This window comes from Rheinheimera sp. 1928-s, from assembly GCF_029269265.1.
Classification (GTDB): domain Bacteria; phylum Pseudomonadota; class Gammaproteobacteria; order Enterobacterales; family Alteromonadaceae; genus Pararheinheimera.
Genome location: NZ_JARIXP010000001.1, coordinates 760,659 through 785,820, shown reverse-complemented (window position 1 = coordinate 785,820; position 25,162 = coordinate 760,659). Strand labels below are relative to the sequence as shown.

Genomic DNA, 25,162 nt, shown 5'->3' with positions numbered 1-25,162 from the left:
GTTTTTATGCGATTGTTAACGCCTTTAATTGAACAGCGGGCCGACCCCTGTATTTATCGTCATAGTGATGGTTATTATTATTTCACCGCCTCTGTGCCGGCCTATGACAGAGTTGAGTTGCGCCGCGCCCGTACTATTGAAGAGCTGCCTCAGGCCACTCCAATCACTGCCTGGTTAAAACCAGAGTCAGGCCCTTATTCTGAGCTTATTTGGGCGCCGGAAATTCATTTTCGTCAGGGTGCCTGGTATATCTACTTTGCAGCGGCCCCAAGTCGCGAGATTAAAAATAAACTGTTTCAGCACCGTATGTATGTGATGTGCTGCAAAGACGCTAACCCTATTGAAGGGCAGTGGCAGTTTTTAGGCCAGATAGATACAGGTATCGATACCTTTTGTCTGGACGCTACCACCTTTGAGCACCAAGGCCAGCTGTATTATTTGTGGGCGCAAAAAGATAACCAGATTGAAGGCAACAGCAATTTATACCTGGCTACTATGGATACACCGGACAACATCAGCAGCGCGCCTGTGCTGTTGAGTAAACCTGAATTTGACTGGGAAACCCGTGGTTTTTGGGTTAATGAAGGCCCAAGCGTGTTGATTCGTCACGGCAAAGTATTTATCAGCTACTCCGCCAGTGCCACAGATGAAAACTATGCCATGGGGCTATTGTGGGCCGATGAAAATGCCAACCTGATGGACCCACAGAGCTGGCATAAATTGCCAGAGCCAGTGCTGCAAAGCTGCTTTGAGCATAAAGTTTATGGCCCAGGCCATAACAGCTTTACAGTATCGGCTGATGGCAACACCGATTTACTGGTGTATCACGCCCGCACTTACACTGAAATAGTTGGCGATCCACTTTGGGATCCAAACCGCCATACCTATGTTAAAGCGCTGAGTTGGGATGATCAGGGTATGCCGGTATTTGGCCGCCCTTCTTTACAAGAATGAAAATGGGGTCAGATCACATTGTTAACTGTTAACAATGTGATCTGACCCTAATTTTAGGGGATTGATGATGATCAGGTTATTTACTGCCCTACTCTGCTTTACAACTTTATCGCTGGCTGCCGTAGAATCCTTGCCTTTGTCTGCAGTAAAGCTGACCGACGGCCCCTTTTTGCATTCAGAGCAAACCAATCTGAAGTACTTACTGGCGCTGGATGCAGACAAATTACTGGCACCACTGCGCCGTGAAGCTGGTATTAAAAACAAGGTGGAGTCCTATGGCAACTGGGAAAATACCGGTTTAGACGGTCATATGCTGGGGCATTATTTAACAGCTCTGGCTTTTATGGTTAGCGCTACAACAAATGAGCAGATCAAAGCCCGACTGGATTACTTACTAACCGAACTTGAGAAAATCCAGCAGGCACAGCAGGGATATTTAGGCGGAGTGCCCGGCAGTAAAGCCTTATGGCAACAAATTCAGCAAGGCCAGATTGAAGCCGATTTATTTAGCCTGAATAAACACTGGGTGCCTTTTTACAATATCCATAAAACTTTCGCTGGCCTGCGGGATATCTATCAGCAAACCGGCGATAAGCGCGCCAAGACCCTGTTGCTGAATTATGGCAACTGGCTGAAAAGTCTGGTCAAAAATTTAAATCCTACCCAGATACAGCAAATGCTGCTGACCGAACATGGTGGCATGAACGAAGTACTGGCTGATATGGCGGTCATTTTTGATGACAATAGCTATATGACATTAGCCAAAGACTTTACCGAATTACGTATTCTTGAACCACTGCTGAAAGGCGAAGATAAGCTGACAGGTCTGCACGCCAACACCCAAATTCCTAAAGTGGTAGGTATTGCCCGTATTGCCGAACTATCCGGCGATAAAAACTGGTTAAAAGCCGCTGAATACTTCTGGTCTTTAGTGGTAGAGCAGCGCACTGTCGCAATAGGTGGTAATAGCGTGCGGGAGCATTTTCATCCCAAAGACGACTTCAACCCTATGTTAAATGAAGTGGAAGGGCCTGAAACCTGCAATACCTACAATATGCTGAAACTCTCCATGCTGCTGTACCGTCAGACTGGCCAGAGCAAATACCTCGATTATTATGAGCGGAGCTTGTGGAACCATATTCTGGCCAGCCAGCATCCGGAGCATGGCGGCTTTGTTTATTTTACCCCGATGCGGCCCCAACATTACCGGGTTTATTCCAAAGTGGATCAAGGCATGTGGTGCTGTGTGGGATCAGGCATAGAAAGCCATAGCAAACATGGCGAATTTATTTACAGTTTTGATAACAACGCTTTGCAAGTGAATTTGTGGATAGCATCCAGCATGAACACTCCACAAATAAAACTGCACCAGCAGACCTTGTTTCCAGATGAAAACAGCACTGAATTGGTATTTGACGCAGCAAGCGAACTGAACCTGCAGCTGCGTTATCCATCCTGGGCTGGTGCCGTTAAAGTCTGGCGTAATGGTAAAGCCGTTCAGCTGACCGCCAAAGCCGGTGAACATATTCTGCTTGCTGGCCCCTGGCAGCAAGGCGACAAAGTGAAACTTGAGCTGCCGATGCAGTTAAATCTGGACCCTATGCCAGCTAAGCCTGATTATCATGCGGTATTGTACGGCCCTATAGTGCTTGCCAGTCGCAGTGCCCCTTTTAAAAACGAAAGCTTAAAATTTATCGGTGATGACAGCCGTATGGGCCATATAGCGTCGGGCCCAACCTGCCCTGTCTCCGCTGCCCCACTTTATATCGGCGATACAAAAAACTTCCTCGCCAGTTTAAAGCGTCTGCCCAATCAACCCTTGAGCTTCAGCACTGGCCAGGGCTTTTTACAAGGTCAGCCAGAGCTGATCCCTTTTTTCCGGCTGCATGACAGCAGATACCAAATTTACTTTCAGCACACTAGTCTTGAAGGCTGGCAACAACAAAAAACAGCGCAAGAACAGCAAGATAAAGCCGCAGCTTTACTGGAACAACAAACGCTGGATAAAGTCTATCCAGGCGAACAGCAGCCTGAATCGGACCATTTTTATCAGGGTGAACAAAGCGAAGCGGGTATCAATTTGGGCCGACATTGGCGGCACAGTAAAAGCTGGTTTAGTTATCAGTTAAGCCACAAAGGCCAGCAAAATCTGACCTTAAGGCTGGAGTATTTTGGTCTGGATGGCGGACGAGCGTTTGAAGTCTGGCTGGATGATAAAAAGCTAACCGACGTGGAGCTGAAAAGCGGCCTGGGGCCGGACTGGTACAGTGTCGATTATCCAATCCCGAATGATTTGCTGCCGAAAAATGCCGATCATTTCAGGATCAAATTTGTCGCCAAGCCCGGCAGCATCGCCGGTGGACTCTATCAGGTGCGTTTGCTGAAGTTATCGCTTAACTGATGCCCACCGCATAACGGCTGACCCAGTGCTTTAACGGGCCAGCCTTTTCTGCCACAGCTAAACCCAACTGACGTAAAAAACGCACAGGGGGCAAGCTGCTGCTGAAGCTTTGATAAAACAGATCCATAGCCGACATCATCAGCGCATTTTCACGCTGACGTGTGCTTTGGTACTGCTTTAACAAAGTACGGTCTGCTAAATCCTGACCTTGTGCAAAAGAGCGCTCCAGCAGCTCAGACAACAGCATCGCATCGGCAAAACCTAAGTTCACGCCCTGGCCTGCCAGCGGATTAATACTGTGAGCTGCATCCCCTACCAGCACCAGCCGTCCTTTGACATAGTCCTTCGCATGCACCCGGGCTAACGGAAAACTGGCCACTTGTTCTACAGTAATGTTGCCAAGCCTGGCCGGAAAAGCCTGCTGGATCTGTTCAGCCAAAGCGGTTTTAGATAATGCCGCCAGCTGTTTAATTTTATGATGATGGTCGTACCAAACTAAAGAGCCTTGCTTACCTGGCAAAGGTAAAAAAGCCCGTGGGCCTGATTCGTTAAATTGCTGCCAGGTCATATCCTGCTGCTCGCACTCTGTATTGACTATGACCACTAAACAGCTTTGCTGATACTGCCAGCCCGACACAGCAATTTGTGCTAACTGGCGCAGCTGCGACTGCCCACCGTCTGCGGCTATCACCAGTTTAGCGTTCAGCTCACCAAATTCTGCTGTGCTGATACTGGCATAGTCAGTATGCTGCTCAAAACCAGTCACAGTGGCTGGGCAAAACAACTGCAAGTTGGCAGGAAAGTTGGCCCACAGCGCCTGCTGAATAAGATTGTTTTCAACAATATGGCCCAGATGGGTCAGTGCTACTTCATCGGCATGAAAAGTGAGTCCAGCCTGTTCGCCTTCAAACGCCTGTAAACGTTTATAAGGGCATAAACGCCATTGCTGCAGTAAAGACCAGGCGCCTAAATCCGTCAGCCACTGTTCGCTGCGTCTGTTAATAGCAGATACACGAAGATCAACAGTACTTTGTGGGTCATAAGCTGAGACAGGCTGTTTTTCAATTAAGCCCACTTGTAAACCAGCACGACTTAACTTCAGCGCCACTGAAGCGCCCACCATACCACCACCTACAATTAATATATCCAGCACAACAACCTCCTGCTCACTTCAGAACATTCTACCCTGCTTTTCGATTTTTACTTTGCGCTATATCAGCAATTATTCGTCATTTATTCAGCAGCCGCTGAAAGAATATCCAGACAACTCCGGTATATAAGCTCATATCACTTAAGGAAAAACCAAAATGAAAATTCAGCATATTCTGTTACTTAGCCTCAGCCTTTTCAGTTTTAGCCTGTTGGCAGAACCCCGTATTGCCCAAAGCCCTGAAGATATTAAACCCTTATTAAATGGCATGCAGGCGCCTGTGGTCAGTCTGCAGGATGCGACAGGCAAAGCTGTAGAATTCAATTCAGTGTTAAAGCAGCAAGACACAGTGCTGGTATTTTACCGCGGTGGCTGGTGTCCTTATTGCAACCTGCAACTGGCTGCTTTGCGTGAGATTGAACCTAAACTCAAAGCTCTGGGTTACCAGTTGATAGCCGTCACACCAGACAGTCCGGCGGCAGTTCAGGCCAGTTTAAAAGACACTAAAGATGCTGCCATTACTTATACCTTGTTATCGGACAGTCAGTTCAATTTAAGTTCTGCTTTTGGAGTAGCTTATTATCTGGATGAAAAAACCAGTGCCACCTATTTAAACACCTACAAATTGAATCTGAATAAAGAACAAAGCAGCGGCAAAGTGGTATTGCCCGTGCCTGCTGTTTATATCCTGAACAAAGAGGGTTTAGTGCAGTACAGCTATCAACATATTAATTACAAAGTCCGCCTGCAGCCTGAGCTGTTGCTGCTGGCGGCTCGTTTGGCCAAAGAAAGCAAATAAGCTACATACATTCACTAAAAACCCAGTATTTATGCATATCCACCCATAGTTAATTCAGGGCAGCACGAACTGCCCTGAAACTCTGCCCCAACACTGTAAAACTCATTGACGAGCGCGCAAAAATACGGCATTTTGCGCGCCCTTGCAGCCCTGGCTTTTGGTTGCCCTTGAGGGCAAAACTGACTAGAGTAGCTGCATCTTTTTATTTGAATTCTGTTTTGAATTCTATTTTGAATTATAGCTCTGGCTTGAGGAGACTTTGCATGCGTAAGGTAACTGTGGCCGCCACCCAAATGATTGGTGGCTGGAATGTAGAAGAAAATATTGCCCGTGGTGAGCGCTTAGTCCGTGAAGCCGCTGAACAGGGCGCCCAGATCATCCTGCTGCAGGAACTGTTTGAGCGTAACTACTTCTGCCAGAAACAAAAGTATGAATATTTAGAGTTCGCGACTAGTGTCGAAGACAACGCGGCTATTAAACACTTCAGCAAAATTGCCAAAGAGTTGAATGTGGTGCTGCCTATCAGCTTTTATGAAAAAGCCGGCAACTGCTTCTACAACACTGTAGCTGTAATTGACGCCGACGGCAGCAACTTAGGTTTATACCGCAAGAGCCATATTCCTGATGGCCCGGGTTATAGCGAAAAGTTCTATTTCACTCCAGGTGACACAGGCTTTAAAGTCTGGGATACAGCTTATGCCAAAATTGGTATTGGTATTTGCTGGGATCAATGGTTCCCTGAATGTGCCCGCAGCATGGCATTAATGGGCGCAGAACTGTTGTTCTACCCTACTGCTATTGGTACTGAACCTCATGATGAAACAGTCAATTCGCGTGAACACTGGCAACGTACTCAGCAAGGCCATGCAGCTGCTAACTTAGTGCCATTGATTGCATCGAACCGTATTGGCCGTGAAACCGAAGACGACTTTGCTATTACCTTCTACGGCAGTTCTTTTATTGCCAACGAGTTTGGTGCAAAAGTAGAAGAAGCCGACGAAGTCAGCGAAGCTGTGTTGGTTCACACTTTCGATTTAGACGAAACAGCGAAAAACCGTCGTAACTGGGGCGTGTACCGTGACCGTCGTATCGACTTATACGGTGCTATCTTAACCAAAGACGGCAAAACTACCCCAACTGAAGGTAACAACTAAGATGGCTGTTACCTTAAACAGTACACCTCGTGCCGATGGTTTTTTTATGCCAGCCGAATGGGCCACGCATAAACAAACCTGGATGGTATGGCCAGAGCGCACCGACAACTGGCGTTTAGGCGCCAAGCCAGCGCAACACGCCTTTTGTGCAGTCATTCGTGCTATTGCCCGTTTTGAGCCTGTGACTGTATTGGCTTCTGCTGCTCAGTTTGCCAATGCTCAGGCGCAGTTGAGCTTAGAGCCAACCACTCACCCAATTCGTGTGGTTGAAACCTCAACAGACGACGCCTGGTGCCGTGACACAGGCCCTACTTTTGTCACCAATGGCAAAGAAGTGCGGGCGGTGGACTGGACCTTTAATGCCTGGGGCGGTTTAAACGGTGGTTTATATTTCCCATGGCACAGAGACGATCAGGTTGCGCAAAAAATTGCCAACATAGAAAGCACAGCACGTTACCGCACTGAAGGCTTTGTGCTGGAAGGTGGTGCTATTCATGTCGATGGCGAAGGCACTTTATTAACCACTGAAGAGTGTTTGCTGAATAAAAACCGTAACCCGGATTTAACGCGCGAACAAATCGAGCAGATGCTGTCGGACTATTTAAGTATTGATAAAGTCATTTGGCTGAAAGAAGGCATTTTTAACGACGAAACCGATGGTCATGTCGACAATATGTGCTGTTTTGTCGGCCCGGCTGAAGTATTGCTGGCCTGGACTGACGACAAAAACGATCCACAGTACGAACGTTCACGCGCAGCTTTAGAAATTCTGGAAAACAGCACTGATGCCAAAGGCCGTAAATTCACAGTACACAAGCTGCCTGTGCCCGCTCCTATGCTGGCCAAAGCAGACGAATACGCTACTGTGGATTTAACAGGTGCAGCAGTACCTCGTGAATCTGAAGCCCGTTTAGCCGGTTCTTACATCAACTTCTATTTATGCAATGGGGGTTTGGTGCTGCCGGTATTTGACGATGCCAATGATCAGGTTGCGATCGACCTCTTAACGAAACTCTTTCCACAGCATCAGGTGGTCACTGTGCCTGGTCGGGAGATTTTATTAGGTGGCGGTAACGTGCATTGTATTACCCAGCAACAACCAGCCTGATTTCACTTTAATTTAAAGTGAGCAAAGAAAAACGGGACTTCAAGTCCCGTTTTTTATGGCTTGCATCACCGGTGCATCTGAGGCGACATAGTCGTAACAATATAGTCGTAACAAGGTTCCCGACAGTTGCGGCATAGCGTCCATAAAAAAACCGCCGATAAAACGGCGGTTTTTGACTTGAACTATAAAGTTCGGTTATTTACGACGACGGCGTAATAAAGCCAGAGGTAATAACATCAGAGATAACCAACCTAAGCTACCGCTTGATTTTTTCGGCTCAGGAGCAATGGTTACATTGAATGTAGCCGTATTAGAAGTTAAACCAGCACTGTCAGTTGCAACTACAGTCACAGCCACAGTACCTGACTCTCCTGCGTTCGGCTTACGAACAAGAACAATTTTACCATCTGTATGTGCAAACAGAGCTGGTGTCACTGTCACTTTATCCAGAGTCGCACCAGCTTCGTTAATAGTTACCGCTGCATTACCTACCATAGTACCAGCTGCAGTTACTGTTGCCACTACGTTCGCAGAAGCGGCAGATGCAGTAACTACTGGAGGTGCATCAGGCACGTTAGCCACTGCGATATTTACAGTAGCTGGTGCGGAGATGTTACCCGCCTGGTTCACTGCAACAACAGAGATTTGAGCACTGGTAAAACCAGCTTCATAATCCAGTAAAGAGGCATTAGCTACAGTTACAGTACCATTTTTCTCAACATTGAAAGCCTGGCTTGAACTACCTGCAACCAGGAACTCTGCGATCTCAGGGTCAAGTAAGCCAATTTCAGCAGTCAACTGACCTAATACTGTTCCTGCTGGGCTATTTTCGTTGATACTGTAGTCAACAGTTTCAGCCATAACTGGAGCCGTTGTTGACGATGGTGTTTCAGCAGCAAAAGCCACATCACCTACTGCAGATAACAGCACTACACCAGCACCACCAGCACCCTCAATCACAATTTGAGCTTCCTGACCTGGTGCCAGGCTATCTAACTCGTCTCCTATTGCAGAAGGTGATGCGCTATCAGAAGTAGGCTCAACATCTGCACTTACTGAAACTAAAGTGACTGTTGGAGCTGCAACCAACCGGGCAGAAGCTTCAATAGAATCATCCAGTTCAGGACCCCAATCTGCACCAATAGCATTACCATCATTAATGGTGCGATAACGCGTACCGATAGTGCGGCCTAAATCAGCTGTAGACAAACCAATATCTTCAAAACACGCGGATAAGGTAACACTACGTTGACCCACTGAATGGAACAAATCCATTACAGAACCACTGTAGCTGCCATATGGTGTAACAAAAGTACCCATTACAGCAGGGAAAGCAGCGAAGTTAGTACCTAAACGAGTCAGCAAGAGGCTGTTCAACTGATGGTCGTATTCACCGTCATTATCGATATCTAAATCCACACCCACGTTCACTTGCTGAAGATGACTTAAACCATTCTCCAGAGTTAAAGTAGGAGCCAGCATTAAGCCGGAAGTACAGTACGTTGCTGGCACCTGAACCACATCAAGAGAAGCCGCACGTAAATCGTACGCAACACTTTCATCTTTCTCAGACGTACCAACTAACTGAGTTGCAAAAATATCCGCAGCTACAGCTCCAACGTTTTTCACTACTTTTACTGATGTATCATCAACAAATTTGCTACTCAGTTCCAAAGCCGCATTAGCTCTTGGCAGGATATGATAAACCAGATGTAAGTCATTGGTTGCTTCAGTACTTGCATCGTTAAAAACTAACGCTCCATCGTATTCAACTGTCGTCAGCTGCTCGTTTTTCTCTGTTAATACTGATGTATTAGCAAGCTCCCACTCAGGTAACTTAGTTGGATCAATAGTCACTGCCACATCAAAATTAGTCGACTGACCAGGCGCAACAGTAACAGTTTCAGGAATAACCCAGCTTAAGGCTTCGGTTTCAGTATCAGCGGCAAAACGATCCTGAATGCTCAGGCTGTAGGTTTTTGGCTCTGTACCAAAGTTTTTCAGCGTGACCGTTTTAGTCAGAGTTATAGTTTCAGTCAGAGTATTCAGACCAAAAGACAAGGCAGCCTGAGCAGTATTAAATTTCGGATCCTCAACCCAAGCGGCAACCGGCAGATTTACTGCTTTCTCAACATTGACTAAACCAGCACCCATAGCAGAGATAGGCGCTAATTCAGCATCAGGGTGCGCTTTTGGCAGCGTATAAACGTCCATATCCGCGGTATTCATCAGGGTAGCTTTCACTTCCTGAGCTGTGCGGTTTGGCATAGCTTCACGCAACAGAGCCGCAGCACCAGCAGTCATAGGGCCAGAAAATGAAGTACCTGAGTTTAAGGCCGTTTGATCACCAGTACCTACAGCTGCCATCACTATATTAGTGCCAGGAGCGGTAATTTCTGGTTTTAATAAACCTTCAATAGAAGGGCCACGCGAAGTGAAAGTCGCCAAACCACCGGCAGAGCTGATAGAGTTCGCAACTATGTTGTAAGTCACATCACCGTTGACCAATGCAGCTTTAATCGCATCGCCATCTTCTTTTGAAATACCTACAGATGGAATAGCTACGGCCGGATCAGCACCGCCCGCATTCACAGGGCCTAAACCATTAGCGTTATTAGCAATAAGCACAAAAACTGCGCCAGCATTTTGAGCATTAATCACTTTTGCTGTGAAGTTACAGGTACCGCGGTCAATCAGCACCGCTTTGCCTGTTAATGAACCAGCTTCAAAAGCAGTACAACCTTGAGCATTAGTCGGAACAAAAACTAATTGGTTAGCTGTATTGTTAAAGCTAAAAGATACACCGGGTTTGTTGAAACCAGATGGGATCATTTCAATTTCTTTGCCATCAATCTCGGTAGCCTCGAAAAGAAGTGAAGATCCGGTCGGGTGCGTCATAGCGCCCACAGATAAAGCGTTTGGTGTAGTACTTGGACCACCAACAATAAATGGATTCGGGCCATCGTTACCGGCTGAAATCACCATATTGATGCCCAGAGTGGCCGCTTTCTGGATTAAGAATTGAGTACCGCTGGTGGCGTTTGTAGTACCTACGTCACCACCCAATGACATATTGATCACATCCACACGGTCAGAAATATCGCCATCACCATTTGGATCTAAAGCGGCATCTAAAGCACCGATTTGAGCGGCACCAGGACAAGTTCCGGTACAGACGGTATAACCGTAAAACTCTACGTCAGGTGCAATGGCACTGACTGAACTGGCAACAAAAGTACCATGGCCACCAGTGCGAGGATCAATAGGGTTTGGATCATTATTAATGAAGTCGTAACCACCTAACACTTTACCTTGAGGCCAGGTTGGCATAGCTCTTTGGTCTACAGCGTTATAGGCCGCTACAGTACCTGCGCCGCCCATTGATTTGTGAGTGTAATCGATACCAGTATCAAGCACAGCAACAGTAATACCTTTACCTGAGGCTATGCCAGCGTTGACTACGGCATCTGCTTTCATGTAAACAGCACTGTCAGCAGCCATTGGTTTGCTGTCATAAACAGGATAAATAGAGGCGACAGCTGGATTTGACTGAAGTGTTTGCAACGCATCGGCTGATGCACGAACCACTAAACCTGATGCCAGATTTTTTGTAGTAGCCAGTACCTGAGCGTTACGATCTAAAGTTAATAAGGCGGAAGTTACTGATTGTACGGAGTCAGCAATACTTGCTGAGGCCGCTCGTATAGACGCCGGATCTGAGCTTCTTAAATCCTGTAAACCCGCTTGTTTTAAAACAACATAATAGGAAGACGGAATACCTTGAGCTTGATTTTTAGCTATGGAGCCTTTTGCTTCTTTGCCAGCCAACAAATCTTTAACTGACTGCGTACCCATTTTATATTGTTCAAATGTTGCAGCTGTTGCACCGCAAGATAATGCCAAGCCTATAGCTGAAGCCAGCGCTGTTTTTCCAATGTGTTTCATGTAATCTCCGTTTAGGATGTTATGTATTTCTCTGGACCATCTTATTGTTTTAGGTACACTTCAAGTTCTATGACTTTTATCACGCACACCTCAATTACATTAATTAACACATCAAAACATGATTGTCACACGCTTTTGCATTGGTGTTAGCAGGAGTTTACAGACACGCAAACTTTGAGCACGATATTTATTCATCAGTTACTTATATGCTTACAAAGCTCTATATCATCTGGGCAATGCAGCCCGGGCTGTTTAAACTAGCACTACAATTTAGTTCAGACTGGATAAACGCCATGCCCAAAGCCTGCGCCTGCCATATATTGGTAAAAACTGCTGCAGAAGCAGAAAAATTAAAACAACTACTGGCCAAAGGCGCCAGTTTTCATGATTTAGCTAAAAAGCATTCTCTGTGCCCTTCGGGCAAAAAAGGCGGTGATTTAGGTGAGTTTAAACCTGGCCAGATGGTCAGGGCTTTTGATGAAGTGGTATTTAAAAAAGCAGTGCTGGAAGTACATGGCCCCATCAAAACCCAGTTTGGTTATCATCTGATTAAAACCCTGTACAGAAGCTGACAGAATAAGTGAACGGAGAACCGATGCGTTTTGTGCACTGCAGTTATGACGAACATGCCGAAGCTATTCTGGCAATATTTAACCACGCCATTGTGAATACCACAGCTTTGTATGAATACAAACCCCGCACTATGGCGACTATGCAACAATGGTTTGCGAACAAAACAGCGGGAAATTTCCCGGTGCTGGGCCTGCTGAACGAGCAGGATCAGCTGGTGGCTTTTGGCAGTTATGGCACATTCAGGGCGTTTCCTGCTTTTAAGTATTCAGTCGAACATTCGGTGTATGTGGCATCGGATCAGCAAGGTAAAGGGTATGGTGCTTTGGTACTGCAAAAAATTATCGAGCAGGCCCAACTGGAGAATTATCACCTGCTGATTGGGGGTATAGATGCAGCCAACGAAGCAAGCATTGCCTTGCATACCAAACATGGCTTTAGCCACAGCGGCACTATCACTCAGGCGGGCTTTAAATTTGGTCGTTATCTGGATTTAGCTTTTTATCAGCTGACGCTGGCGACTCCGCTTGATCCCAAAGACGATTGATATCCCATCATTAGAAAAGCAGCTTGCGCTGCTTTTTTAGGTTCTGACTATCTATAGTAGTTATTTTTTATTCACCAGCTGCGAACGTAACTTGGCTTTTTCTTTAGCCAGCTGTTTATTGCGGCTGGCCACTTTTTGTACCCGTTCTTCTTCAGCATCGGCTTTTTTACTGCTGTGATTCATTTTCGGGTCGTGTTCATAACCAGGAATAACCTGCTGTACTATCACTTGTTTTGTTAGTTTTTCAATGGCTTGCAGCATCACCAGATCATCTGGCGTAATTAAACTAATGGCCATACCTGAGTTGCCAGCCCGGCCGGTACGGCCAATACGATGCACATAATCTTCAGCCACTTGCGGCAAGTCGTAGTTGACTACTATAGGCAGCTCTTCAATATCCAGACCGCGGGCTGCGATATCAGTGGCCACTAACACACTTAATCTGTTGTTCTTAAAATCATCCAGCGCTTTGGTGCGGGCACCCTGACTTTTATCGCCATGAATAGCGCCGGCCTCTATACCATCCAGCCGCAACTGCTTCGCTAAACGGTCGGCACCATGTTTAGTGCGACTGAAAATCAGTACTTGTTTCCACTGCCGCGAGCCAATCAGATAAGACAACATCTCGCGTTTGCGCTGCGAATCCACTCTGTACGCCAGTTGCTCTACCTTGTCTGCTGTACTGTTTGGTTTAGCCACTTCAATCAATACAGGAAACTTTAATAAAGTATCTGCCAGCTCTTTGATTTCTTTGGCAAAAGTGGCGGAGAAAAACAGTGTCTGCCGCTCTTTGGGTAACCGCGCCATAATACGTTTAATGTCGTGAATAAAGCCCATATCCAACATACGGTCGGCTTCATCCAACACCAGAATTTGCAACTCTGACAAGCTGACAGTGCCCTGATGCAAATGATCCAATAACCGGCCAGGTGTAGCGACCAGAATATCTAAGCCGCGGCTGGCTTGATCGTATTGAGGATTAATAGACACACCGCCATAAAACACTGCATATTTCAGCGGTAAATCAGCGCCATAAGCTTTGACGCTATCGGCCACCTGCTGCGCCAGTTCTCGGGTAGGCGTCAGCACTAAACAGCGCACCTGTAGATTATTTACTTTGCTGGTGTTTTTACTGAGCAATTGCAAAACTGGCAAGGTAAAAGCAGCAGTTTTACCTGTGCCGGTCTGAGCACCAGCGAGTACATCTTTGCCTTCTAAGATCACAGGTATGGTTTGCTGCTGAATAGGGGTTGGGGTGTGGTAACCCTGTGCGGTCACAGCAGAAAGAATACGGGGATCTAAACCAAGCGTGGCAAATGACATGCAATTTCCTTTAAAGTAGCGACTTTCAAACCTCTTTACCCAAAGTAAGTGGAGCCGCAGCTTCAGGTACAAAGGGTATATAGCCTAAGTCATTGGAGTTGCAGCGAGGCGACAAGCCAGTGAGACCCCAGGAGCATAGTTGTCCTATGTGACTGGGGCGAGATGGCGCAGTCAACAAAGCTGCAGCTTCAAGGACGACGGCTATAAAACAGCGCTAGTGTAGCAGAATCAACAGGACAAGGCATGACTGCAGTATCAACCCCATGGTTTGTTTATATGGTACGCACCAAAGCAGGCGCTTTATACACAGGCATCACTACCAATCCTGAACGGCGTTTACGCCAGCATAGTGGGGAATTAACAGGAGGCGCTAAAGCGCTCAAAGGCAAAGGCCCACTGCAGTTAGCCTTCAGGTACGCTATGCCCTGCCGATCTTCAGCCAGCAAACTGGAATATCAGCTGAAACAGTGGACAAAAAACGACAAAGAGTTGTTGTTAAAGCAAGCGGCCAAACAGCTGAACCTGCTTGAACAGCTATCAGGCGAAAGTCGCATAGGCACAGAACCCGCTTCAGATTAGACTTTGCTCTGTAGAGAGGAGTAACCATGGAAAGTTTTGCTTTAGTTCTGGTGTATTTGTGCATAGGCGCTTTGCTACGTAAATTACCGCAGTTTCCACAAGAAACAGGTTTAGTGCTGAATCAGTTTGTGCTTTTTGTGGCGCTGCCTGCATTAGTGTTGCAAAAAATTCCGCTATTAGAATTCTCCAACCAGCTGTGGTTACCTGCCATTACGCCTTGGGTGTTGCTGCTGATAGTGGCCGGATTAATTATTCTGGCTGGTAAAATCTGGCACTGGGAAAAAACTGTAGTCGGCGCCTTGCTGGTGGTTTTACCTTTAGGTAACACCTCTTTTTTAGGTTTCCCTATGGTCGAGGCTTTTTTTGGTGATCAGGCGCTACCTTATGCCATGATTTACGATCAGGCTGGATCCTTTTTAGCTCTGGCGACTTACTCCACTATTTTAGCGGCCTGGTACAACCCAAATGCAGCCACACCTGGCGCCGGTCAAATTATTAAACGTGTACTGACCTTCCCTTCTTTTATTGCACTTTTGCTGGCGTTATGTATGAAATCAGTGCCTTACCCAGCATTTTTCAGTCTGGTACTCGACAGTCTTGCCGCTACCTTGGTGCCGGTCATTATGATTGCAGTAGGTTTTCAATTCAGGTTGCAGCTGGACAATAAAGAAGCTAAACCGCTGATTTTTGCGTTAGGAGTAAAACTGTTTTTAATGCCTGTATTGGCTTTAGGATTTTTAAGCTTGTTCCAGCCGGATCCATTACTACTGAAGGTTGTGGTGTTTGAAGCGGCTATGCCACCTATGGTGTCTGCCGGAGCTATAGCTATAGGGGCTGGGCTGGCACTGCGTTTAGTACCAGCTTTGGTAGGCCTGGGTTTACTGCTGAGTTTTATCAGTCTTCCACTTTGGTATTGGCTGCTGCAGCTTTACGTTTAACAAGGTGCTGATGTCCTTTCCTGTGGCTTTGATGATAATAATGAGCCACCACAACCATCAGCACAGAACCTGTCAGCACGGGATTTAATAAAAACCACCAATCCGGCGCTGTCAGCATAATCAGTAAAGTAGTGGCGCCTGCCGGTGGATGGGTAATTTTCCACAATACCATCAAGCCTATAGATAATCCCACTGCAATGGACAAGCTCCACACCGTCAAACCAAAAGCATGCACAAAAATCAGGCCAACTAACGCTGCTAAAAAATGCCCGGCTATCACATTTTTTGCTTTACCAAGTGGGCTCCCCGGCAAGGCAAACAAAATAACTGCGGTAGCACCAAAAGGTGCCACCAGCCATAACTGCTGCCATTGTTGCAGCAAAGCTAACAACGCCATCACCAAAGCCGCACCACAGCCAGCCAGAACAGCTTGCACCCAAATTTTATGTTCAGTCACCGTATCACCTCAGCAAGGTAGACCACTCTGTCTACTGATTAATCACATGGTAGACAGAGTGGTCTACCCATGTCAAGCTAAGCGTTCAATCTGCTGAGGACTTTTATGGAACAGGATAAAAAACAACAGCTTGTCGAAACAGCTTTAAGTTTGTTTTACCGCTATGGTGTGCATGCGGTAGGGATTAATCAGATTCTAGAACAGTCTGCTGTTGCCAAAAAAACGCTGTATCACCATTTTGTCAGCAAAGACGAGCTGTTGATGGCGACACTGGAGCTTCGGCATCAGCGTTTTTATCAGTGGCTCGAACAGCAACTGAATAGTGCCGATCCGGCAAATCCGGCAGATACATTATTTGATGCATTAAGTCTTTGGTTTGAAGGTAAGGCTACCCTGTTAGGGCCTTTTTTTGGTTGTTATTTTCAAAACTGTGCTGCCGAATATCATGGACCTGACAGTGCGGTATTAGAGCTTTGCGCTCAGCATAAACTCAAGGTGAAGCACTTAGTGAACACTCACCTTCAGAGCTATCATCTGACAGAGGAAGGCCAGTCTTTATTGCTGGACGGACTGATGTTATTAAAAGAAGGGGCCATCAGTATGGCTTTATTGCATGCGGATGCGGCTGTCGCTCAGCATGCTAAAAAACAAGCCCGTTTATTGCTTAAAGCCTTGAGTTAATCTGGTTCTGCAGTGGGCTCTGCCGGAGGTTTTTTCTTCAGCCTTCCGGTCTGAATTAACGCCTCCCGCACTAGGTATTCAATCTGGCCGTTTACACTGCGAAACTCATCATCAGCCCAGTGTTGCAAGGCCTGCAACACTGTTTCATCAATACGCAACGCAAAGGCTTTTTTCGACACCACATAGTCCCCGCTTAGTACAAAGTGCCGGTATTAATCACAGGTTGCACCTGATGATCACCACAAAGCACCACTAACAAATTACTGACCATAGCGGCCTTGCGCTCTTCATCCAATTGCACCATATTTTTTTCCGACAAACGGGCTAAGGCTAATTCCACCATACCCACAGCACCTTCAACCAATTGCTGACGGGCCATCACCACAGCGCGAGCCTGCTGGCGCTGCAGCATCGCACTGGCTATTTCCGGTGCATAAGCCAAATGGCTGATCCTGGCTTCCAGTACTTCAACACCAGCTTTTTCCAGACGGGCCTGAATTTCGCCTTTGAGTAAGTCTGTGACTTCAGGGCCATTGCTGCGCAGACTAATATCCCCATCTTCAGCAGCTTCATAAGGGTAACTTGAGGCTAAAAAGCGCAGTGCTGCCTCACTTTGAATACTGACAAAGTTTTCATAATCTTCTACTTCAAACACAGCTTCAGCGCTATCTACCACTTTCCATACCACAACAGCCGCAATTTCAACCGGATTACCACTGTGATCATTCACTTTCAGTTTGCCACTTTCAAAGTTGCGTACCCGCAGTGACACTTTTTGTTTGCTATAAAAGGGGTTCGCCCAACGTAAACCTGTTCGTAAATCGGAACCGACATAACGACCAAACAACTGTAAAACAGCACATTGGTTTGGTTGCACCATATAAAAGCCAAAAAAACCTATACCCACCAAAATCAGCGCCAGTATTGCCACCAGTTTCAACGGGCCACCTAAAGCCAGCAGGGCCAAACCGGACACAACAAAAGCTGCCGGGAGCACAGCTAACATCATTAAGCCACTGCGGCTTGTTGCCAGATATTCTTTCATTCCTTTCCCCTCAATTTGATATCAAATTAATATCAAATTAGCTTCATTTAAAATAAATGCAAGGAAAAAGTACAAAAATCAGGCAATCAGCAGCAAAAACAAATGACTTCATTGACACTAGCCCATTTGATAAATATGATAAATTTAATCAAATCAAAAAAGTTATTATGTCAGAGCAACATCAACTTCTTTCCACCCGACAAGCGGCTACACTTTTAGGTGTTTCGGTACGTACTATACAGCTGTGGGTTGAGCAAGGCCTGCTCAGGGCCTGGAAAACGCCAGGTGGACACCGGCGTATAGTGCAGGAATCTCTATTGGGTTTGTTGCATAAAAGACAAAGATTACATCCATTAACTCATGTGCTTTGTGTGAACATGGATGCAGATTTTTTCAAATTATTAGAGGTTTTATGTCAGCAATGGCATTTCCCGGTGGAACTACAGCAGGCACGAAACGCGGTTGACGCACTGCTGATGATGGGCGAGAAGAAACCGCAACTGGTGTTGATGACTGCTGATCAGCAAGGTATTGATATGCCATTACTGCAACAGGAACTGACACAACACCAGATGAAACTGGCATTGTTATCTGTCGAAGATCCACAGCCAAAGCTGGCCATAGAGGTGATTTGGTTACGACTGCCCTTTGAACCTTTGCAGTTTAAAACAGCATTACAGCAGCTGCTTTTTGCCCGCTTACAACAAGCCAACTGACAACAAAGTATAAAAAAACCGGCATCAAAGCCGGTTTTTTCAGTTAAATCAGCAGTTAAACCAAACTGACTTTGGCAAATTTACGTTTGCCCACCTGGAAGATATGGCAACTGCCTTTGGCAAATTCCATTTTGCTGTCTTCCACTTTAGTTTCACCGTCCAGTTTCACAGCGCCTTGCTTAATCATACGCAAAGCTTCTGAGGTACTCTCAACTAAGCCCGCTTCTTTTAATAAGTTGGCGATCTGAATACTGTCAGCAGTTAAGGTCAAAGTCAGTTCAGGGATATCGTCCGGTAAGGCGTTTTTCTGAAAACGCTGGATAAAATCCTGTTCCGCCGCATCTGCTGATGCCTCATCGTGGAAACGGGCAATAATTTCCTTCGCTAGTTCAATTTTGATATCACGTGGATTACGGCCATCTGCAGCTTGTTGTTTCAATGCAGCAATATCGGCAATAGGACGGAAACTCAGCAAATCGTAATAACGCCACATCAGCTCATCACTGATCGACATCACTTTGCCAAACATCTCACCCGGCGTGTCGGTGATACCAATATAGTTGCCCAATGATTTGGACATCTTTTGCACACCGTCCAGACCTTCCAGCAATGGCACCATAATAATGGTCTGTGGGCGCTGACCTTCGTCTTTTTGCAGCTCACGTCCCATCAGCAGGTTAAAGCGTTGATCAGTGCCGCCCATTTCAATGTCGGCTTCTAAAGCAACAGAGTCCCAGCCTTGCACCAACGGATATAAAAACTCGTGAATAGCAATAGACTGATTATTGGCGTAACGCTTTTTAAAGTCGTCACGTTCCAGCATACGGGCCACAGTCTGGCGAGCCGCCAGCTTGATCATGCCGGCCGCACCTAACTTTTCCATCCATTCGGAGTTAAAAGCCACACGGGTTTTTGCCGGATCAAGAATTTTAAATACTTGCTCTTTATAGGTCTGTGCGTTGGCCAACACATCCTCGCGGGTTAACGGCTTACGCGTTACGTTTTTACCCGTTGGATCACCTATCATGCCGGTGAAGTCGCCAATAAGGAAAATGACATCATGACCCAACTGTTGAAAGGTACGTAATTTGTTGATAAGAACCGTGTGACCTAAATGCAAATCTGGTGCAGTTGGATCGAAACCTGCTTTGATTTTTAAAGGTTTTCCTTCCTTTAACTTAGCAATCAGCTCTTCTTCTAACAAAATCTCTTCGCAGCCGCGTTTTATCTCAGCCAGCGCCTGCTCCCAGTGAGCCATGGTGTACTCCTACTTCTTTTGTATTCGGTAAAATTCCAAGTCTGCATTCTACTGAAACATTTCTTTAGATCAAACCAACAAAAGTGTGGCATCGCACAAAAAATCGTTATATGCTCATTTTTTTATTGGTTTGTCTGATAATAATAAGAGATGCGCTTTCTATGATTTCTTCTTTGCCTATCAAACATCGGTTATTAATCGGCGCTCTAAGCGGCATTGTTGCCGTTATGCTGTTGATCCCGTCAGAACAAGCTTCAGCCTCCAGAACTACAGAAACATCTGAGCTGGAAGTTGGAAAAAGATACAGTATTGATATTCCTTTGGTGGAAGAGAAAATTGCAGCTTCGCAGCTTGCAACTCTGCCACACGAAGACAACTCACTGGAGTGGGTGACAGTTGATGTGAAAAAAGGCGACATTCTGTCGGCAATTTTTCGCAAAGCTAAATTAGATCAGGCCACAATGCTGGAAGTGTTGGAACTGGGTAAACCAGTGAAAACCTTAACCCGAATTTTCCCAGGCGAGCAAATTGAATTTGGTTTAGATAACCAGGGCAAATTGCAAGAAATCCGTTATCCAATCAACAACCTGAAAACTTTACGTGTACAACGCACCGCCAATGGCGAATTTGCGGCTGAAGAGTTGTTAAAGGAAGTTGAAACCCGAACTGAAGTCGTCAGCGGCGTGATCAACGGTTCGTTCTGGAACGCAGGTCTGGAAGCTGGTTTAACTGAAGCTCAGATGCYGACCCTAGCCAACAACATTTTCAGCTACGATATCGACTTTGGTTTAGACATCAAAGCAGGTGACAGTTTTAGCGTAATTTTTGAAACACGTTATGCCGACGGCCAGTTTGTCGGTAACGGCAATATCTTAGCAGCACAGTTTACTAACCAGGGTCAGGTGTACCAGGCTGTTCGTCACGAAGACGGCGCTTTTTATAAACCGGATGGTAAAGGCACTAAACAAGCCTTTTTACGCGCCCCTGTCGCTTTCCAGTACGTCAGTTCCAACTTTAATCCGCGCCGTTTACACCCAGTGTTAAAGAAGGTCCGCCCTCATAATGGCGTGGACTACGTTGCTGCTGTAGGCACTCCTATTATGGCGGCTGGTGATGGCAAAGTTATTGCTTCAACCCGCAACAGTGTGAATGGTAACTATGTGTTTATTAAACACAAAAACAACATAGTGACTAAATACCTTCATTTGTCCAAACGCGATGTGAAACAAGGCGAAAATGTACGTCAGGGTCAGGTGATTGGTCGCTTAGGCGCTACCGGCCGTGTGACAGGCGCTCACTTGCATTATGAATTTGTGGTTGGTGGCGTACACCGCAATCCTCGTACTGTAAAGTTACCTGAGTCACAGGCTTTGTCACCAAGCGAACGTATTGCATTCGTTAATCACGCTAAGCAATTAATAGCACAAATGCAAAGCCATGAACGGATCACGGTAGCTGCGGCTGAGTAATGTCCAGCCTTTATATAGGTATTATGTCCGGCACCAGTCTCGATGGCATCGATCTGGTGCTGGTTCGTTTTGGTCAGTCCCCTACTGTAAAACTTCAGCCCGAATTACTAGAGTCTCTGCTTTGTCCTTTCCCTGAACAGTTGCGCCTGCAGCTTAGCCAATTGGCTCAGTCCGGCCCGGATGAGCTTGAGCTGATGGGGTTAGCAGAGCAACAACTGGCATTAGCATACGCCGATGCGGTGAAGCAGTTATTATCTAAAGCTAAAGTTACACCTGAGCAGATAAGCGCTATTGGCTGCCATGGCCAAACCATCCGTCATCGCCCTTACGCAGCATTTCCTTTTACCTATCAGATTGGCGATATGTTCCGCCTTGCTGCTGAAACACAGATTCGGGTTATTGCTGATTTTCGTCGTAAAGATATGGCCTATGGTGGGCAGGGTGCACCTTTAGTTCCGGCTTTTCATCAGGCAGTTTTTGCCAACAGCAGTTACCGCGCCATTTTAAATATTGGGGGTATAGCCAATGTCACTTTGCTGCAACCTGATCATCCAGTGCGGGGTTTTGATACAGGCCCGGGCAATGGACTGATGGATAATTGGATCCAGCAACAAGGCTTAGGTTTATACGACAAAGACGGTCAGTATGCCGCTTCTGGTGCAATACGACAGGATTTATTAGCAGATCTCTTATCAGACCCCTACTTTCAATTGCAAGGCCCGAAAAGCACAGGCAGAGAGTATTTCAACGGATTGTGGTTAGAGCAAAAATTACAAAGCGGAAAATACGCTGCAGCTGATGTGCAGCGAACCCTCACCCGTTTTACCGCACAAAGCATAAAAATTGCCTTAGCAAATGAAGCCATAGATGAGTTGTTTGTTTGTGGTGGTGGTGCTTATAACCAAGTGCTGATGGACGACTTACAACAATTATTCCCCAAAGTGCGGCTAGAACAAACTGCTCATTTAGGTGTAAAAGCAGATGATGTGGAAGCTATGGCTTTTGCCTGGTTGGCTTATGCCTACGATCACAAAATTCCGGGTAATATTCCTGAAGTTACAGGCGCCCGTAAAGCTGTGGTATTAGGCGCGGAGTTTAGCTGTTAGCTAAACCCCACACCGGTTTTTTCTATTCAAGCAATTATTTAACCAATGCCAGTAAAATACCTGCAGCTACGGCCGAACCTATCACACCTGCTACATTAGGCCCCATGGCATGCATCAGCAGGAAGTTATGAGGGTCAGCCTCCAACCCTACTTTATTGGCGACACGGGCCGACATAGGCACAGCTGACACACCAGCTGCACCTATCAGTGGATTCACCGGGTCTTTGGATAGTTTATTCATCAGCTTCGCCATCAACACGCCTGAGGCCGTACCTATGCTAAAAGCCACGGCGCCTAATAACAAAATACCTAAGGTTTGAGTGGTCAGGAATTGATCTGCACTTAACTTGGAGCCTACAGCTAAACCTAAAAAGATGGTTACTATATTAATCAGCTCGTTTTGTGCAGTCTTAGATAAACGCTCCACCACACCAGCTTCACGTATTAAATTGCCCAGACAAAACATACCAATTAACGGCGCTGCGGTAGGTAAAAACAAAAAGGTTAAAATCAGCACCAGCAAAGGAAAGATGATTTTTTCTTTCTGACTGACTTGCCTCAGCTGCGCCATCTTAATTTTGCGCTCTTCCACTGTCGTTAAAGCCCGCATAATAGGCGGCTGAATAATAGGCACCAGCGCCATATAAGAATAAGCAGCTACTGCTATAGCACCCAACAACTCAGGCGCCAGTTTTGAAGCTAAGAAGATAGCGGTAGGGCCATCAGCCCCGCCAATAATGGCGATAGCTGCTGCTTCCTGCATAGAAAAACTTAAACCCGGTACCCAGTTCAGAGCTATAGCGCCCAACAAAGTCGAGAAAATACCAAACTGAGCAGCAGCGCCTAATAACAACATTTTAGGGTTGGCTATTAAAGCGCTGAAGTCAGTTAAAGCCCCGACTCCTAAAAAGATCAGCAGCGGGAAGACGCCACTTTCAATACCAACCTGATAAATGGAATACAACAAACCACCTGGTTCGCCCATTCCAGCCAGAGGAATATTGGTTAAAATTGCACCAAAGCCAATAGGAATAAGCAACAGAGGCTCAAAACCTTTAGCTATGGCCAGATACAATAACAAAAAACCAACCGCCATCATGACCAGAGCTGGCCAGGTCAAATGCACCAGACCGGTAGAATCAATCAGTGTTAACAAAACGTCCATGATCTATCCTCAGGCAAAACTGACCAGCAGATCGCCGGTAGTGACTGCAGACCCAACACTGATATGAATTTGACTGACAGTACCTGCCTGGCTGGCACGAATTTCCGTCTCCATTTTCATAGCTTCCATTAACAACACCACTTGCCCTGCTTCTACCTGCTGACCCACACTGACTTTCAGCGCCAGTATATTGCCGGCCAAAGGTGAATTTAGCTTGCTGGCGGGCTGAATACTGGCCGATTGCGGAATAGTTTCCCCCACTACAGTTTTGATCTGTTGCACTGCACCAGCAGGTCCTACTTCAACCTGATACAGCTTGCCATCCACTTTGACACTGTAAACACCCACTCCGGAAACAGTGCTGTTGCTCTGTTCCACCTGAGTGTTGCTTTGGTTTGTTGGTTTTTGTTGGCCAGGTGCTGGTTCAAACTTCGATGCATCGCCTCTGTGCTGTAAAAACTTCAGGCCAACTTGTGGGAATAAAGCGTAGGTCAACACATCATCGATTTTGTCTTCTGTCAGCTTCAGTTGCAGCTCCTGAGTTTTACTTTCAAGCTCAGTGGTTAATGTATCAAGCTCAGGCTGCAATAAATCGGCAGGACGACAGACAATAGCTGCAGCACCAGCCAGTACCCGCTGTTGCAATGCCAAATCAACAGGAGCTGGTGTTGAACCATATTCCCCTTTGAGCACAGCAGCAGTTTCTTTGGTGATGGTTTTATAACGTTCGCCCGAAAGCACATTCAACACAGCCTGAGTGCCGACGATTTGTGAGGTGGGAGTGACCAGAGGCAAATAGCCTAACTCTTTGCGTACTTTAGGAATTTCCGTCAGCACCAAATCCATTTTGTCCAAAGCGCCCTGCTCTTTCAGTTGGCTTTCCATATTGGTTAACATACCACCTGGTACCTGGGCCAATAAAATCCGGGCGTCAACCCCTTTGAGTGAACCTTCAAACTGAGCGTATTTGCTGCGTACATCACGAAAGTAAGCAGCAATTTCTCCCAGTAAGACTAAATTCAGTCCGGTATCGCGCGCTGTGCCTTCAGTGATAGCCACCATAGTTTCAGTTGCGCTGTGACCATAGGTCATACTCATAGACGAAATAGCGGTGTCGAGCATATCAATGCCAGCATCAATAGCTTTCTGGTAAGTCGCTGTACTCAACCCTGTGGTGGCATGGCACTGCATAGCTATAGGTAACTTGACCCGTTCCTTTAAGCGGGTGATCAGCTCTTCCGCCACATAAGGCTTCAGTAAACCCGCCATATCTTTAATACAAATAGAATGGCAGCCCATATCTTCCAGCTGCATCGCCATATCCAGCCAGCCATCAATGGTATGCACAGGGCTGACGGTATAAGACAAAGTGCCCTGAGCATGAGCGCCGACCTTGACAGCAGTAGCTACAGCCGTATGCAGGTTACGCACGTCATTCATCGCATCAAAAATACGGAATACGTCTATGCCATTAGCAAAACTGCGTTCGACAAAGGCTTGCACTACATCGTCGGCATAATGGCGATAACCTAATAAATTCTGACCACGCAACAGCATTTGTTGTTTAGTGTTCGGCATGGCTTTTTTCAGCTCACGCAAGCGATGCCATGGGTCTTCACCTAAATAGCGGATACAGGCATCAAAGGTGGCACCGCCCCAGGATTCCATCGACCAATAGCCCACCTGATCCAGTTTGGCTGCGATAGGCAGCATATCTTCTAAACGCAGGCGAGTGGCTAATAAGGATTGATGGGCGTCTCTGAGCACCAGCTCAGTCAGTAATAATGGTTGGCTCAT

General features: G+C 46.4%; 22 protein-coding genes. 13 read left to right on the top strand and 9 right to left on the bottom strand.

Translation table 11 applies throughout. The features are described from left to right. The first annotated feature begins 6 nt into the window (after positions 1-6). Positions 7-954: a glycoside hydrolase family 43 protein gene (locus P3C17_RS03510; RefSeq protein WP_300928122.1), complete on the top strand. Its 948-nt coding sequence runs from the start codon at positions 7-9 to the stop codon at positions 952-954. A 64-nt stretch (positions 955-1,018) separates the two neighbouring features. Then, entirely contained in the window at positions 1,019-3,355 is a 2,337-nt protein-coding gene (locus P3C17_RS03505) for a beta-L-arabinofuranosidase domain-containing protein (RefSeq protein WP_300928121.1), read from the top strand. Here P3C17_RS03505 and P3C17_RS03500 read toward each other — a convergent pair. After that, complete coding sequence (locus P3C17_RS03500; RefSeq protein WP_300928120.1) at positions 3,348-4,508, bottom strand: FAD-dependent oxidoreductase; 1,161 nt, start codon at positions 4,506-4,508, stop codon at positions 3,348-3,350. The two genes, P3C17_RS03505 and P3C17_RS03500, sit on opposite strands and share 8 nt — an antisense overlap. A gap of 154 nt (positions 4,509-4,662) precedes the next feature. On the opposite strand from P3C17_RS03500, the gene P3C17_RS03495 reads away from it, so the two are divergent. The 3 genes from P3C17_RS03495 (at position 4,663) to aguA (ending at position 7,566) form a co-directional block, all read left to right on the top strand. Then, positions 4,663-5,304, top strand: coding sequence for a peroxiredoxin-like family protein (locus P3C17_RS03495; protein ID WP_300928119.1), 642 nt, complete (start codon positions 4,663-4,665; stop codon positions 5,302-5,304). 263 nt (positions 5,305-5,567) lie between these two features. Next, positions 5,568-6,458 (top strand): N-carbamoylputrescine amidase, encoded by an 891-nt coding sequence (gene aguB, locus P3C17_RS03490; RefSeq protein WP_300928118.1) that lies wholly within the window; start codon positions 5,568-5,570, stop codon positions 6,456-6,458. A gap of 1 nt (position 6,459) precedes the next feature. Then, positions 6,460-7,566 (top strand): agmatine deiminase, encoded by a 1,107-nt coding sequence (gene aguA, locus P3C17_RS03485; RefSeq protein WP_300928117.1) that lies wholly within the window; start codon positions 6,460-6,462, stop codon positions 7,564-7,566. A 195-nt stretch (positions 7,567-7,761) separates the two neighbouring features. Here aguA and P3C17_RS03480 read toward each other — a convergent pair whose 3' ends face one another. Then, the gene (locus P3C17_RS03480; RefSeq protein ID WP_300928116.1) at positions 7,762-11,511 is read right to left on the bottom strand and encodes a S8 family serine peptidase; all 3,750 of its coding nucleotides are present in this window, start codon (positions 11,509-11,511) and stop codon (positions 7,762-7,764) included. A 293-nt stretch (positions 11,512-11,804) separates the two neighbouring features. Here P3C17_RS03480 and P3C17_RS03475 point away from each other — a divergent pair, with 293 nt between their 5' ends. Next, the gene (locus P3C17_RS03475; protein ID WP_233080453.1) at positions 11,805-12,083 is read left to right on the top strand and encodes a peptidylprolyl isomerase; all 279 of its coding nucleotides are present in this window, start codon (positions 11,805-11,807) and stop codon (positions 12,081-12,083) included. Positions 12,084-12,106: 23 nt separating this feature from the next. Next, positions 12,107-12,628, top strand: coding sequence for a GNAT family N-acetyltransferase (locus P3C17_RS03470; protein ID WP_300928115.1), 522 nt, complete (start codon positions 12,107-12,109; stop codon positions 12,626-12,628). A 60-nt stretch (positions 12,629-12,688) separates the two neighbouring features. Here the strand turns inward: P3C17_RS03470 and P3C17_RS03465 are convergent, their stop codons facing one another. Beyond that, positions 12,689-13,951: a DEAD/DEAH box helicase gene (locus P3C17_RS03465; protein ID WP_300928114.1), complete on the bottom strand. Its 1,263-nt coding sequence runs from the start codon at positions 13,949-13,951 to the stop codon at positions 12,689-12,691. A 243-nt stretch (positions 13,952-14,194) separates the two neighbouring features. Between P3C17_RS03465 and P3C17_RS03460 the strand changes: the two genes are divergently transcribed. After that, positions 14,195-14,530 carry a GIY-YIG nuclease family protein gene (locus P3C17_RS03460; protein WP_300928113.1) on the top strand — a complete coding sequence of 112 codons (336 nt, stop codon included), beginning with the start codon at positions 14,195-14,197 and terminating at the stop codon, positions 14,528-14,530. 26 nt (positions 14,531-14,556) lie between these two features. Next, on the top strand, positions 14,557-15,468 hold the full coding sequence (locus P3C17_RS03455; RefSeq protein WP_300928112.1) for an AEC family transporter: 912 nt from the start codon (positions 14,557-14,559) through the stop codon (positions 15,466-15,468). Here P3C17_RS03455 and P3C17_RS03450 read toward each other — a convergent pair. Further along, the gene (locus P3C17_RS03450) at positions 15,425-15,925 is read right to left on the bottom strand and encodes an HPP family protein (protein ID WP_300928111.1); all 501 of its coding nucleotides are present in this window, start codon (positions 15,923-15,925) and stop codon (positions 15,425-15,427) included. The genes P3C17_RS03455 and P3C17_RS03450 overlap by 44 nt on opposite strands. 105 nt (positions 15,926-16,030) lie before the next feature. On the opposite strand from P3C17_RS03450, the gene P3C17_RS03445 reads away from it, so the two are divergent. Continuing rightward, a complete protein-coding gene (locus tag P3C17_RS03445) occupies positions 16,031-16,606 on the top strand; it encodes a TetR/AcrR family transcriptional regulator (protein WP_300928110.1) in 576 nt (191 codons plus the stop codon). Here P3C17_RS03445 and P3C17_RS03440 read toward each other — a convergent pair. Together P3C17_RS03440 and P3C17_RS03435 are read right to left on the bottom strand one after the other, a co-directional pair. Further along, the gene (locus tag P3C17_RS03440; protein WP_300928109.1) at positions 16,603-16,785 is read right to left on the bottom strand and encodes an Arc family DNA-binding protein; all 183 of its coding nucleotides are present in this window, start codon (positions 16,783-16,785) and stop codon (positions 16,603-16,605) included. The genes P3C17_RS03445 and P3C17_RS03440 overlap by 4 nt on opposite strands. A gap of 14 nt (positions 16,786-16,799) precedes the next feature. After that, the gene (locus tag P3C17_RS03435; protein ID WP_300928108.1) at positions 16,800-17,651 is read right to left on the bottom strand and encodes an SPFH domain-containing protein; all 852 of its coding nucleotides are present in this window, start codon (positions 17,649-17,651) and stop codon (positions 16,800-16,802) included. A gap of 167 nt (positions 17,652-17,818) precedes the next feature. Between P3C17_RS03435 and P3C17_RS03430 the strand changes: the two genes are divergently transcribed. Beyond that, on the top strand, positions 17,819-18,367 hold the full coding sequence (locus P3C17_RS03430; protein WP_300928107.1) for a helix-turn-helix domain-containing protein: 549 nt from the start codon (positions 17,819-17,821) through the stop codon (positions 18,365-18,367). 55 nt (positions 18,368-18,422) lie between these two features. Here P3C17_RS03430 and tyrS read toward each other — a convergent pair whose 3' ends face one another. After that, a complete protein-coding gene (gene tyrS / locus P3C17_RS03425; RefSeq protein WP_300928106.1) occupies positions 18,423-19,625 on the bottom strand; it encodes a tyrosine--tRNA ligase in 1,203 nt (400 codons plus the stop codon). A gap of 161 nt (positions 19,626-19,786) precedes the next feature. Here tyrS and P3C17_RS03420 point away from each other — a divergent pair, with 161 nt between their 5' ends. Next, entirely contained in the window at positions 19,787-21,094 is a 1,308-nt protein-coding gene (locus tag P3C17_RS03420) for a peptidoglycan DD-metalloendopeptidase family protein (RefSeq protein WP_300928105.1), read from the top strand. Next, on the top strand, positions 21,094-22,200 hold the full coding sequence (locus tag P3C17_RS03415; RefSeq protein WP_300928104.1) for an anhydro-N-acetylmuramic acid kinase: 1,107 nt from the start codon (positions 21,094-21,096) through the stop codon (positions 22,198-22,200). The genes P3C17_RS03420 and P3C17_RS03415 overlap by 1 nt, the downstream gene beginning before the upstream one ends. A 34-nt stretch (positions 22,201-22,234) precedes the next feature. Here P3C17_RS03415 and P3C17_RS03410 read toward each other — a convergent pair whose 3' ends face one another. Together P3C17_RS03410 and oadA are read right to left on the bottom strand one after the other, a co-directional pair. Beyond that, positions 22,235-23,365, bottom strand: a complete 1,131-nt coding sequence (locus tag P3C17_RS03410; RefSeq protein ID WP_300928103.1) for a sodium ion-translocating decarboxylase subunit beta — start codon at positions 23,363-23,365, stop codon at positions 22,235-22,237. A gap of 9 nt (positions 23,366-23,374) precedes the next feature. After that, positions 23,375-25,162: a sodium-extruding oxaloacetate decarboxylase subunit alpha gene (gene oadA / locus P3C17_RS03405; RefSeq protein ID WP_300928102.1), complete on the bottom strand. Its 1,788-nt coding sequence runs from the start codon at positions 25,160-25,162 to the stop codon at positions 23,375-23,377.

Bases quoted from the DNA above. Each gene is read 5' to 3' on its own strand.
- P3C17_RS03510 (WP_300928122.1), top strand. From the start codon at position 7: ATGCGATTGTTAACGCCTTTAATTGAACAGCGGGCCGACCCCTGTATT.
- P3C17_RS03505 (WP_300928121.1), top strand. From the start codon at position 1,019: ATGATGATCAGGTTATTTACTGCCCTACTCTGCTTTACAACTTTATCG.
- P3C17_RS03495 (WP_300928119.1), top strand. From the start codon at position 4,663: ATGAAAATTCAGCATATTCTGTTACTTAGCCTCAGCCTTTTCAGTTTT.
- aguB (WP_300928118.1), top strand. From the start codon at position 5,568: ATGCGTAAGGTAACTGTGGCCGCCACCCAAATGATTGGTGGCTGGAAT.
- aguA (WP_300928117.1), top strand. From the start codon at position 6,460: ATGGCTGTTACCTTAAACAGTACACCTCGTGCCGATGGTTTTTTTATG.
- P3C17_RS03480 (WP_300928116.1), bottom strand. From the start codon at position 11,511: ATGAAACACATTGGAAAAACAGCGCTGGCTTCAGCTATAGGCTTGGCA.
- P3C17_RS03475 (WP_233080453.1), top strand. From the start codon at position 11,805: ATGCCCAAAGCCTGCGCCTGCCATATATTGGTAAAAACTGCTGCAGAA.
- P3C17_RS03470 (WP_300928115.1), top strand. From the start codon at position 12,107: ATGCGTTTTGTGCACTGCAGTTATGACGAACATGCCGAAGCTATTCTG.
- P3C17_RS03465 (WP_300928114.1), bottom strand. From the start codon at position 13,951: ATGTCATTTGCCACGCTTGGTTTAGATCCCCGTATTCTTTCTGCTGTG.
- P3C17_RS03460 (WP_300928113.1), top strand. From the start codon at position 14,195: ATGACTGCAGTATCAACCCCATGGTTTGTTTATATGGTACGCACCAAA.
- P3C17_RS03455 (WP_300928112.1), top strand. From the start codon at position 14,557: ATGGAAAGTTTTGCTTTAGTTCTGGTGTATTTGTGCATAGGCGCTTTG.
- P3C17_RS03445 (WP_300928110.1), top strand. From the start codon at position 16,031: ATGGAACAGGATAAAAAACAACAGCTTGTCGAAACAGCTTTAAGTTTG.
- P3C17_RS03435 (WP_300928108.1), bottom strand. From the start codon at position 17,651: ATGAAAGAATATCTGGCAACAAGCCGCAGTGGCTTAATGATGTTAGCT.
- P3C17_RS03430 (WP_300928107.1), top strand. From the start codon at position 17,819: ATGTCAGAGCAACATCAACTTCTTTCCACCCGACAAGCGGCTACACTT.
- tyrS (WP_300928106.1), bottom strand. From the start codon at position 19,625: ATGGCTCACTGGGAGCAGGCGCTGGCTGAGATAAAACGCGGCTGCGAA.
- P3C17_RS03415 (WP_300928104.1), top strand. From the start codon at position 21,094: ATGTCCAGCCTTTATATAGGTATTATGTCCGGCACCAGTCTCGATGGC.
- P3C17_RS03410 (WP_300928103.1), bottom strand. From the start codon at position 23,365: ATGGACGTTTTGTTAACACTGATTGATTCTACCGGTCTGGTGCATTTG.
- oadA (WP_300928102.1), bottom strand. From the start codon at position 25,162: ATGAGCCAACCATTATTACTGACTGAGCTGGTGCTCAGAGACGCCCAT.